The sequence below is a fragment of the Inquilinus sp. KBS0705 genome, assembly GCA_005938025.2.
GTDB lineage: Bacteria > Bacteroidota > Bacteroidia > Sphingobacteriales > Sphingobacteriaceae > Mucilaginibacter.
Genome location: VCCI02000001.1, coordinates 536214 through 548218, shown reverse-complemented (window position 1 = coordinate 548218; position 12005 = coordinate 536214). Strand labels below are relative to the sequence as shown.

Sequence of the window (12005 nt, the reverse complement as noted above, 5' to 3'; positions counted from 1 at the left end):
ATTGGAGTAAAATGTGATACTTATCAGTTTTATACGCGCAGTATCATTTTACTTTTGGCCCATGAGCCATACATTCCATATCCCCGTCTTAGGTTTGGGTTTTTCTATTGATACGCCGCTTAAGGTGGCACGCTACGGAATCGCATCAGTTATGTCTGTTGTTGATGATGAATTGATAGAGCGCATGCGCGAATACCATTGCTATGAAAACGAAGAGGCATTTATACCAATAAAAAAGATGGAGGGTGACTACCGTGCAAAGCGGATCACCTCCTATTTAAACCTAGTGAAAAAACTGGTTGACCGACAATTTGAAAGCCTAAAACAACAACCATTTGCAGATGGATCTGACCTTTGCCGTTATTTTGAACTGCTGCCCGAAGCTTCGCAGCTAAAACAAGGCTACGATTTGATGCAGGAATTTCCTGATGGGGAACGAAAGCGATTATTCCAATCCATTCTGCGCAATAAAATAACCAAGGGGGCCATCGATGTAAATATTATGGCCAAGGTGGATAAGATGAACTTTAACACCGACGGTGACTATACCGGCGACGAAAACACGGACGCTTTGGCTGCTTTAAGAGGCTTCGCAATGAGTGACCTACAATCGTCCGTTATCTTATCGGCAGGCATGAACCCCAAGCTATATAGCTACCTCGAAAACTTTCCTGATTTTTTCCCTTATGACAACGAGCGGTTAAAAAAAACGGTTATCCTTAAAGTGAGCGATTTTCGTTCGGCCTTTATACAGGCTAAGTTTTTGGCTAAAAAAGGGCTTTGGGTATCCGAGTTCAGGATAGAGTCGGGCCTTAACTGCGGTGGGCACGCGTTTGCTACAGAAGGTTTTTTGCTTGGGCCAATTTTGGAAGAGTTTAAGACGCGCAGAAACGAAATGCTTGATGAGCTATATGGGTTATACAGCAGCGCCCTGATCCAAAAAGGGATGTTTACCACCAAGGCGCCTGTTCAAAAGATAAGTGTGCAGGGTGGTATTGGCACGGCCGATGAGAACGCTTTTTTAAGAGAGTACTACCATGTAGATGCTACCGGTTGGGGCAGCCCCTTCCTGCTGGTACCCGAAGCAACCAATGTAGATGACGAGACATTGGTTAAATTAACCGGTGCTACCGAAAGCGATTACTATTTAAGCAACTCATCACCGCTTGGTATTTTATTCAACAATTTCAAACCCAGTTCTTCCGAACAGCAAAGGATCAGCCGTATTGAAAACGACCGCCCGGGTAGCCCCTGTACCAAAAAATTTCTGTGCAGCAATACCGAGTTTACCGATCAGCCTATTTGTACAGCATCAAGAGAATATCAAAATCTTAAAATAAAGCAACTTGATTATTTAGGTTTACCCGAAGCCGAGCACCAGGCCGCATTCAACACTATAACCGAAAAAATTTGCTTGTGCGAAGGACTTTGTTCATCGGTTTATTTAAAGTACGGTATTGCCAAACCTAAGGAGAATACTGCTGTGGCCATTTGTCCCGGACCAAACCTGGCTTATTTTAGAAGAACATTTTCTTTGGATGAAATGGTAGGCCATATTTATGGCAAGTTGGACATTCTGAAAAATGCAGCGCGGCCACATATGTTCATTAAAGAACTTGAACTTTATATGGATTACCTGCGAAAAGACATACAGCAAAATCTGCTTAATTTAACAGATAAAAAGCGAAATCAACTGACGAAATTTATAAATCAGTTGTTAAATGGAATTGGTTATTACAAAACGCTTTTTAACGAAATACAATTACTGCCCGATAATGCAAAAGAACAATTACAGGCCTTTGAAGAGCTATTGCTAAAACAGGCTTACTTGAATAGATAATTCAAGATTGGCTTGTAAATTTAGTTAACTTAAATTTGGCTTATTTAAATGAAATTACCGATATTTACGTCATAAGCATCAGCGAAAATTGAACTATTTTTTGGGTGACCTATTCGGTGACCTGAGAAGTTTTATGATATGTAAAGCATTGATTTAGAGGATATAAGTAATCGCCTTTGTTCCCTAGCTCTCCGCCTTCGCCCGCCGAAGCGGGCTACGGCGGACAAAGTCCGCCAGTGGGTCGCGAAGGAGGGTTGATCGATAAGATCAAATAAAAAATATAGATCCAATTAAATGTAATGTTTAGTTGGATTTTATATTTTAGAGAGATGTGGTTTTATGTTTACATCCTCAAACTTAGTAATGGCAAGCATTACGCAGGTTGTACAGTAAATCTTAAGGAACAATTTTCGAGACATTCCAAAGGATACGTACCGGCAACTAAAAACTATCTCCCGCTCAAATTAGTGTGGTGCTGTCCTTTTCCTGATCGATATAAAGCTTATGAATTTGAGCGATATCTTAAATCCGGCTCAGGGAGGGCGTTTGCAGCAAAACATTTATACGGGAGAGCTACTTATACGGAGAGGTGTCAGAGTGATCGAATGTGCCTGATTCGAAATCAGGTGTACTGTTAAAGGTACCGGGGGTTTGAATCCCTCCCTCTCCGCCTTCGCCCGCCGTAGCGGGCTACGGCGGACAAAATCCGCCAGTAGGTCGCGAAGGTGGGTTGATCGATAAGATCAAATAAAATATAGATCCAATTAAATGTAACATTTAGTTGGATTTTATATTTTAGAGGGATGTCAGCAACAGCCTATTCAAATCCAGGTTTAAGTATTAGTTGTGCGAACGTTTTATAGCGATATCTTTCTTATCGTATTTCTTATATCAGTAACAAATAAAAATTTCTCAGTATTTGCCAGGGCAATATTTGCGGCTGCAACGTCTGCTTTTAATCCAATTCCATCGCGGCCATCAGCCTGGCTCAATGGCCCGGCAATGGTTATTATCGTATTTTGGTAAATCTTTTTAATAGAATGGCTGTCTGCAAGGTATATGGCAGAACCATCTTTTGTTACTGCAATACCGCTAATAAACAGAAAATTGGTACCTGGAAACAATCTGGTTATTTTACCGTCTTGAGTAACTTTAAATAATTTGGTAGCTGTGCTAACATATTTAACTCCATTAGGGCCAATTCCAATACCTCTTAATGTTTCGTACTGATCAAGATAGTCCGAGAAGTTGACGACATTCCGTTGAATGGTTACACCCTTGATTTTGCCCAGGCTGTTATCGTTTACAAACCACATGGTGCCGTTACTATCCCTCTCGATATCTAAGTTTGAATCTGCATTCCCAATACGACTGTAAATATCAATCCCTTTGTCCTTGTTATAAATTCTAATGCCGTAAGCTGTAGAAACGATATAAAGCGTACCATCGGCACCAACTCCTACTGCTTCAGGATTTAGCCCACCCCCGGTTTGGGTGTTGTAAGACAGCGGTGCAGTATAAACCTTACTATCAATGCTGATCTTTCTTATTGCATTATTAAAAAAGTCGGCAACAAATAAACTTCCGTCGCCGCTTACTGTAATACCATGCGGCTTCCAAAATTTTGCTTGTAGCGAAGGGCCGTTTACAAGGTGTGGCACAGTACTCGTTTGCTCAAATGTTCCGGCAATAGTGCGCACAGTGTAGGGCGCTAGCGTAGCATCGGCAGTAACTGAAAGACTATTTGTTACTTCTTCTTTGTCTTTGAGGATAGGTTTTGCATCCTTTTGACACGAAATAACACAAAGGCTAAAAATTATTAGCATGCTAATTTGATCTTTTTTCATGTTTAGTAATTGATTTCTCACTAAGTTATCAATAAAGGGTAAGAGGAATCTTCACATTGTAAGTTGTATACCAAATTGTAAATAATAGGTTTATACATGCATGTTTACACAACATTTTTACCATCCTTTACACCCTTTTTTAGTAGATCGGTTAATTATTTTGTTATAGTAATTCCTGATGGAAGAGTAGATATACCCTTGCCTACCCCTATTACTCCAAATTTTAAGAGCCTGCGGGTGTAATTAATTAGCATTGGTTTACAATACTTTAGGTATATTTACAGCACGAATATGATATGGTATTTCGTATAGCCCCGATTGTTTAATATGACGGATTTAAAGGCCTATATTGATAACGGCAACCTGGAGCAATATTGCTTCGAACTGTTTCAGCAAAGCCCCGGTAACGAGGTAGAACAACTGCGTTCGGCCCATCCCGAAATAAAACAAGAGCTGGACCAGATAGAACTAACTATTGAACAACTGGCCAAAGGCTACGAAATTGCACCCAATGCCGGTTTAAAAAGTAAAATATTTGCCACCCTTGGCTTTGCTGATGATAGCATTGATATTAACCATCTGCCACCAACCAACAAATACGCCAATTATTTAAGCTGGTTAAAAGCCGTAGAACACCTTATCCCTGCCCAGCCTTATGATGATTTTTTTATGGAAGTATTACGCCATGATGAAAACATTGCCCAAATGCTGGTGGTTACCCGTTTAAATGTACCCGAAGAAACACACGATGTAGTTGCCGAAAGCTTTTTTATTTTAGAAGGTACCTGCACCTGCACCGTTGGCAATGAATTATTCACCCTTAATGCCGGCGATTACTTAGATATTCCGCTGCATACCAATCACGATATCAGGATAGATTCGCCTTATGTAGTTGCTATACTGCAACATAAGTTTAAATAGGCGTCTGCTGCCAGTTTATACACAGCAATTACTTTTGCAGCACATATCCCTTCATTGCCCTGCGGGTTTTAAAGCCCAGGCGCTCGTAAACCTTAATTGCTCCCTGGTTACCTGCCAGCACATGTAAAAACGGAATGCCTGCCACTGCCATTATTCGCCTTACCTGTTCGCGCAGCAAAATGCTGGCATAGCCCTTACCCAAATGATTGGGATGAGTGCATACCGCACTTACTTCAACATAAGGCGATGGTTGCTGGCGCTGCCCGGCCATTGCCACTAATTCTCCATCGGCAAAAATGCCGGTGTAGTTGCCAAAATCAATAGTACGTTGCAAAAACGGGCCGGGATTGGTTAGCTGGGTTAAGGCTATCATGGCAGGTATGTGCTGTTCTTCCAAATCAACCAATCCCTCACCTATTGTAGTTAGTCTCTCTCCTTCGTATACCATTTGCAGCAAGTCCATTTCGCGCATTAATTTCCAGGATACCGGTATCACTACTTCTTCGGGAGTGAATATTACGCGCACACTCCCTGCGGGACATATTTGGTCAAGCTCGGCAAAGTCTTCTGCTGTATTTTCTTTTAAACCTGCAAAGGGTGCAACATCTGTTGTGTAGTATACAGCCCTGTCATTGCCATTGGCAAAGCGGGCATTGGCGGTAACAAGGGCGTTGTATATGGGGTTATCTAATACGTGTTTCATCAGTAAACAATATTAGCGAAATTACGCGGTAGTAAAATTGATTGCTTATATTTACTCCTTATACATAGCATAATGGATCAAAAGAATTTATCAATCAGGAACATAAGCGTTGTCTTTTTTTTGTCGACAATACTAATACTGTCTAACAGACAGTTATTTGCACAGCAAAAAGATTACCCCATACAACCCGTTGCTTTTACCAGCGTGCATGTGAATGATAAATTTTGGGAACCCAAAATGGAGGTAAATGCTAATGTAACTATCCCCTATGTACTGGCCCAATGCAAAAAAAATGGCCGTATGGATAATTTTTTGCGTGCCGCAAAAAAACTGGATGGCGATAAATTAAGCGAATTCCCCTTTGATGATACTGATGTATACAAGGCCATAGAAGGTGCATCTTACTCGATGCAAAATAAAAAGAACCCTACGCTTGACAAGTATATTGATACACTTATCAGCATTATTGGGGCAGCGCAGGAGCCTGATGGCTACCTGTATACCTTCCGCACCGTAAACGCCAAAAAACCGCACGAATGGATAGGCAGCAAACGCTGGGAAAAAGAAGAAGACCTAAGCCACGAGCTTTACGATTGCGGGCACTTATACGAAGCTGCTGTGGCCCACTATCAGGCTACCGGCAAGCGCAGCCTGCTAAACATCGCCATAAAGAATGCCGACCTGCTGGTTAAAACCTTTGGCCCCGGTAAAATTGAAGAGTACCCAGGCCACCAGATAGTAGAGATAGGCTTATCAAAAATGTACAGGGTTACCGGCAAAAAAGCCTATTTAGACCTGGCCAAGTTTTTCCTTGACGTACGCGGCCCAAAAGGCGACCCGTATAACCAGGCCGATAAAAAAGTAATAGACCAGCACCAGGCCGAAGGCCATGCGGTGAGAGCAGCCTATATGTATACCGGCATGGCCGATATTGCGGCGCTTACCGGCGACAATAAATATCTGGCCGCTATTGATGATATTTGGGGAGATGTAGTTACCAAAAAACTATACATCACAGGTGGTATTGGTGCCACAGGTGCCGGCGAAGCTTTTGGCGATGCCTACCAGTTACCCAACATGTCGGCCTATGCCGAAACTTGTGCGGCTATAGGTAATGTTTATTGGAACAACCGCATGTTTCTGTTACACGGCGATTCAAAATATATCGACGTTTTAGAGCGCACACTTTACAATGGCCTATTGTCGGGCGTATCGTTAACCGGCGACAGGTTTTTTTACCCTAACCCACTGGCATCAATGTTTCAGCACCAGCGCAGCGCGTGGATAAGCTGTGCCTGCTGCATCAGTAACATGACACGCTTCTTACCTTCGCTTCCGGGTTATGTATATGCCAAAAACAACAACGATCTGTACATTAACCTGTTTATGAGCAATTCCAGCAATATTAAACTAAGCTCGGGCGAGGTTAACATTGTACAACAAACAGATTACCCCTGGAAAGGCAAGGTAGATATAACCGTTAACCCGCAAAAGGCCGCGCAATTTACTTTAAGGGTGCGCATACCCGGCTGGGCCAAACAACAACCGGTGCCCGGCGATTTGTATTCGTTTATGGATAATAAGGTATTGCCGGTAACCATTACCATTAACGGGCAGGTACAATCATTCACTAACCAAAAGGGCTATGCTGTATTAAACCGAAAATGGAAAAAAGGCGATAGAGTTACCCTTTTGCTGCCCATGGAAACCGAAAAGGTATTAGCCAACCAACAGGTAAAAGACGATCGTGGCCGCTTTGCTTTTCAGCGCGGGCCCATTGTTTATTGCCTGGAAGGGCCGGACAATAAAGACAGCCTGGTGCAAAACATTATGATAGATAAGAACGCCATAGCCAGCGAAAACTACCATGCCGATATGTTAAACGGCGTAGATGTGTTAACCGCCGAAGGCAAAAGCACCAGGAGGCAATTAAACAGCGATAACCTGTTAGAAACCGATCAGCAGGTAAGGGCCATCCCCTATTATGCCTGGGCCAACCGCGGCCCCAGCGAAATGACCGTTTGGATACCCTATGAGGCATCGGCGGCAAGGCCAAAACCTGCACCAACTATTGCCAGCACCAGCAAGGTAAGTTCGTCTTTAAAAAGTGTGCGCATGTTTAATGCCATCAAAGACCAATACGAACCCGCCGACTCAAAAGATACCAACTACCCATACATGCACTGGTGGCCAAAAAACAACACCAAGGAGTTTGTACAATACGATTTTGACAAGGAACACACCATCAGCCAATCGCAGGTTTACTGGTACGATGATGGCCCATGGGGCGGTTGCCGTATACCTGTGGCTTACCAACTTTTTTACAAAAAGGATGGCGAATGGGTACCTGTAAAAAACACTAGCCCTTATGATATTAGTAAGGATAGCTTTAACAAAGTAACCTTTGAGCCGGTAACTACCACTGCCATCAAAATGGAAATACAATTACCTGTAGATAACTCGACAGGTATACATGAGTGGGCAGTTAAATAATTTTTGTATAAGGCACAAAGCTGTTAGTTTTGTTACCGGCACTAACAAACCTGTAACATGAACGGATATAAAAGCGTAAACGGCATTAACATGTATTACGAGATACATGGCGAAGGCATGCCCCTGGTACTGATACATGGCGGCGGTTCTACTATTACCACCTCGTTTGGGCGCATACTACCTGCATTGGCAAAAAATCGGCAGGTTATTGGTGTCGAGCTGGCAGGCAATGGCCACTCGTCTGACCGTGAAGCACCGTTTACTTTTACGCAGGATGCTGACGACGTTGCTGAGCTGCTCTATCAATTAGGTATTAAACAAGCCGATTTTTTGGGCTTTAGCAATGGCGGGCAAACCATTATCGAAATTGCCAAACGCCACCCGCATTTACTGCGTAAGCTGATCATTGCATCGGCTTTTTATAAACGTGATGGCACCTTCCCTATGTTTTGGGATTTTATGAAAAATGCCAACATAAAAGATATGCCGCAGTTGTATAAAGATACCTACCTAAGCATCACTAATAACCCGGCGGCTTTACAAAACATGCACGATAAATCGCTTAGCCGCATGCAAAATTTTAAAGATTGGGACGATAGCGATATTAGTTCCATCAGTGTACCAACACTTATCATCAGTGGGGATTCGGACGTTGGCACGGCAGAACATGCCGTAAAAATGAAAAACTTGCTACCCAATGGCAAACTGGCCATATTCCCGGGCGGGCATGGCGATTATATGGGCGAAATATTATCCGCTAAAAAAGACAGCCGTGTACCCGAGCTTACCGCTACATTGATAGAAGAATTTTTAGACGAATAATACTACGCCGATTCTTCATCCTTACGGCCAAAGCTATATACCAGATATACCAGTGATGGTAGTATAAACAACGACCCTACCAGTAAAGCTATACCCAGTGAATTGATGGTTTTATTAGGGGCGGCATGATCTAACAGCGAAAGATGCGACCCATCCTTTAACAAGATGATATTAGGATAATGCGCGTAAGTTACTGCTATCAGCATAGCCATCACCATAAAGCCCGTAACAAAGCGTATGCTAATGTATTTGGTACGCCAAACCAGCACCCATAACACAATCATCCCGGTTACTGATAAACAAACCGCTATAATACTAATGGTGTTGCCAAATAGCCAGGTTAATAGCGGGATATTCTCCTTAAACGACGATACCACTATTGCACCAATGCAAAGCATCATGGCACCAAACATAATTTTAGCCCGGTAAATGTAGATATTGCCGGGGGTATCATCTTTCTCTTCTCCTGCCAGGTAAATGGCGGCTAAAAACCCGCAAAGAAACACCGTAAAGAAACCAACTGCAAAGGTAAACCAGTTAAGCCAATCGAAAATATAGGTGTCTAAAAAACTGTTGCCGCCTGTATTTATACGCCCTGATACCGCTGTTGCGCTAATGATGCCCAAAAACAATGGTGTTACAAAGCTGCTGTATACATATACTTTGTTATAAAGCTTTTGCATACTATCCTTAACAGCATCGTAATTCCTGAAGGTAAAGGCCGTACCTCTTGCTATAATGCCCAGCAACATTATAACCAGAGGTATGTGCAGGTAAACCGATGCTATAGTATATATCTGCGGGAAACCCACAAACAAAATAACAATGGCAATTATCAGCCACATGTGGTTAGCTTCCCAAATTGGCCCAATGGCATGGTGAGCGGCTTTGCGCACATCGGCCTTTTTAACCTCGGGGGTAAATAGTTCTAAAATACCGGCGCCAAAATCAGCGCCGCCCATTAGCACATATATTAGTAACGAAACCCATAAAAAGGCAATAACAACGTATATCATCATGGTATTACTTGTTGGTAGTATCGTAAATTTGGGGCACCATTTGTATCTGGCGTTTTAGCAAAAATATTACCGCTATTGATAGGGTAACGTATACTGCCGTAAATAAATAAAACGAATAGGCAATGCCGGGCATTGGCGTAACAGCATCGGCAGTGCGCATAATGCCATTAATTATCCAGGGTTGGCGGCCTACCTCGGTTACCACCCAGCCAGCCTCAACAGCTATAAACCCTAATGGTGTAGCAACAACAAATATTTTCAAAAACCAGCTTTTTAACAGCCATTCGCGCTTGCGCCAGGCAGCGTAAATGTACAACACGCTTAAACCTAACATAAACATACCCAGCGCTACCATTAACTGAAATGAATAATGTGTAACCGCAATTGGCGGCCGGTCGTTTAGTGGTATCTTATCCAGCCCCGTTACTACCGAGTCTGTGCTGCCTTTGGTCATGTAGCTAAGTACGCCCGGTAGTTTTATAGCATAGTTTACTTTTTCGTTTTTTACATCGGGCACACCGCCGATAATAAGCGGTACATTCTTTTCCGTTTTAAAGTGCGCCTCCATGGCAGCCAGTTTGGCGGGTTGGGTTTTACCCACAAATTTGGCCGATATATCGCCGCTTAAGGGTTGCAAAATGGCTGCTATAACCGCAAACAGGGCGGCTATCTTAAACGCGCCTCTATGAAAATCCACATTCTTTTTACGGATGATCATGATAGCGTGTATCCCTGCTACCGCGAAGCCCGTTGCGGCGAATGAAGCTATCGTCATGTGCAGGGCTTGTGAAAACCATGCACGGTTAAACATGGCGGCCATCGGGTCTATATTCAGGTATTTACCATTTACATAGTCAAACCCTGCGGGGCTGTTCATCCAGCTGTTGGCGGCAACCACCAGTATACCCGATAATATACCGCTGATACCCACCACCAAACCGGTAAACCAATGAAACCAGCGGTTAAAGCGTGTCCAGCCGTATAAAAAGAAGCCTAACGCTATTGCCTCTATAAAGAAAGCAGTCCCTTCTAATGAAAACGGCATCCCGAATATCGGCCCGGCTTCTTTCATAAATCCCGGCCACAACAAACCCAGCTCAAATGACAATACAGTACCCGACACAGCACCGGTAGCAAAAAATATAGCAACCCCTTTGCTCCAGGCCTTAGCTATGTTGCGGTAATTTTGGTTACCTGTTCGCAACCACTTAAAATGCGCCACTGCCATAAAAAACGGCATTACCATACCTATACACGAAAATATAATGTGGAAACCTAAAGAGAGCGCCATTTGGGAGCGGGCGGCTAAAAAATCATCCATAGCTTGTATTAGAAAAGTACTGTAAAATTACGCTTTATGCGCCGTATTTGGCACTTGCTTAGCACACGATAAAGCCGTATTTTGGGCTTTCTTTAATTCAGAAACGGTCTAAACTAATTTAATGCGTCGCTATGTCTAACATCAACCTTATAATTGAAGAGCGCCCACGCAACATTGGCAACTTTATAGTTGGCCGTTTACTGCCTTTTAAAGACAAAAGAATGGTAGGCCCATTTATTTTTATAGACCATATGGGGCCATCAGCAATGCCGCCCGGCCAAAACCTGGATATTGGCCCCCACCCGCATATCGGCCTGTCAACCCTCACCTATCTATTTGAAGGTAGTGTACGGCATCGCGATAGTTTAGGCACCGAAGTAGTGATAGAACCCGGCCAGGTAAACTGGATGACCGCCGGTAAAGGCATTGTACACTCGGAAAGGACACCCGACTACCTGCGGAATGTTGAAAAGAAAATTCATGGCCTGCAAATATGGGTAGCCCTGCCCAAACACCTCGAGCAAATGGAACCTACTTTTTACCATGCATCGGCCGATGACCTGCCGCAATGGGAAAAAGACGGCGTAAGCTATAAGCTGATAGCAGGTACTATAGCTGGCCAAACATCGCCGGTACCTGTGTACAGCAAATTGTATTACCTGGAGCTTAAAAGCACCGAGCGTACCGTGGTAAATATAGGAGCAGAACTTTATGGTGAGTGCGGCTTATATATACTGGAAGGCAGTATAGAAAATGAAGGTACCACCTTTGAACCAAAAGAGCTATTGGTGGCAAAGGATAGCCAGCTATGCCAATTTACCATGAACCCGAATACTACTATATACTTTTTTGGCGGCGAGCCTTTTGCCGAAGACAGGCACATTTACTGGAATTTTGTAGCATCAGACCATGCACTTATAGACAGGGCCAAACAAATGTGGCAGGATAAACAGTTTCCGGCTGTTTTTGACGAAACCGACCTTATTCCGCTGCCTCCCGAAAACCTGCATCTTAAAGCACGAATTTAATATCAATACAT

General features: G+C 43.3%; 9 protein-coding genes, 1 tRNA gene and 1 pseudogene. 7 read left to right on the top strand and 4 right to left on the bottom strand.

The features are described 5' to 3' along the window. Positions 1 to 61: 61 nt before the first annotated feature. From FFF34_002470 to FFF34_002460, 3 genes and pseudogenes are all read left to right on the top strand, one after another. Positions 62 to 1840 (top strand): hypothetical protein, encoded by a 1779-nt coding sequence (locus FFF34_002470; GenBank protein ID TSD66285.1) that lies wholly within the window; start codon positions 62 to 64, stop codon positions 1838 to 1840. Between the two features lie 329 nt (positions 1841 to 2169). Continuing rightward, a pseudogene (locus tag FFF34_002465) lies at positions 2170 to 2403 on the top strand (GIY-YIG nuclease family protein). A 20-nt stretch (positions 2404 to 2423) separates the two neighbouring features. Further along, a tRNA-Ser gene (locus FFF34_002460) sits at positions 2424 to 2513 on the top strand. Positions 2514 to 2697: 184 nt separating this feature from the next. Here FFF34_002460 and FFF34_002455 read toward each other — a convergent pair. Continuing rightward, positions 2698 to 3687, bottom strand: coding sequence for a hypothetical protein (locus FFF34_002455; GenBank protein TSD66284.1), 990 nt, complete (start codon positions 3685 to 3687; stop codon positions 2698 to 2700). A gap of 327 nt (positions 3688 to 4014) precedes the next feature. Between FFF34_002455 and FFF34_002450 the strand changes: the two genes are divergently transcribed. Then, the gene (locus FFF34_002450) at positions 4015 to 4608 is read left to right on the top strand and encodes a cupin domain-containing protein (protein ID TSD66283.1); all 594 of its coding nucleotides are present in this window, start codon (positions 4015 to 4017) and stop codon (positions 4606 to 4608) included. A 28-nt stretch (positions 4609 to 4636) separates the two neighbouring features. Here FFF34_002450 and FFF34_002445 read toward each other — a convergent pair whose 3' ends face one another. After that, positions 4637 to 5311: a GNAT family N-acetyltransferase gene (locus FFF34_002445; protein TSD66282.1), complete on the bottom strand. Its 675-nt coding sequence runs from the start codon at positions 5309 to 5311 to the stop codon at positions 4637 to 4639. Between the two features lie 72 nt (positions 5312 to 5383). Between FFF34_002445 and FFF34_002440 the strand changes: the two genes are divergently transcribed. Further along, entirely contained in the window at positions 5384 to 7804 is a 2421-nt protein-coding gene (locus tag FFF34_002440) for a glycoside hydrolase family 127 protein (protein TSD66281.1), read from the top strand. A gap of 57 nt (positions 7805 to 7861) precedes the next feature. Beyond that, positions 7862 to 8626, top strand: coding sequence for an alpha/beta hydrolase (locus tag FFF34_002435; protein TSD66280.1), 765 nt, complete (start codon positions 7862 to 7864; stop codon positions 8624 to 8626). A 2-nt stretch (positions 8627 to 8628) separates the two neighbouring features. On the opposite strand, the gene FFF34_002430 is transcribed toward FFF34_002435, so the two are convergent. Both FFF34_002430 and FFF34_002425 read right to left on the bottom strand, forming a co-directional pair. After that, positions 8629 to 9642 carry a cytochrome d ubiquinol oxidase subunit II gene (locus tag FFF34_002430; GenBank protein TSD67940.1) on the bottom strand — a complete coding sequence of 338 codons (1014 nt, stop codon included), beginning with the start codon at positions 9640 to 9642 and terminating at the stop codon, positions 8629 to 8631. A gap of 7 nt (positions 9643 to 9649) precedes the next feature. Continuing rightward, complete coding sequence (locus FFF34_002425; GenBank protein TSD66279.1) at positions 9650 to 10966, bottom strand: cytochrome ubiquinol oxidase subunit I; 1317 nt, start codon at positions 10964 to 10966, stop codon at positions 9650 to 9652. 131 nt (positions 10967 to 11097) lie between these two features. Here FFF34_002425 and FFF34_002420 point away from each other — a divergent pair, with 131 nt between their 5' ends. Continuing rightward, positions 11098 to 11994 (top strand): pirin family protein, encoded by an 897-nt coding sequence (locus FFF34_002420; GenBank protein TSD66278.1) that lies wholly within the window; start codon positions 11098 to 11100, stop codon positions 11992 to 11994. Positions 11995 to 12005: the final 11 nt, after the last annotated feature.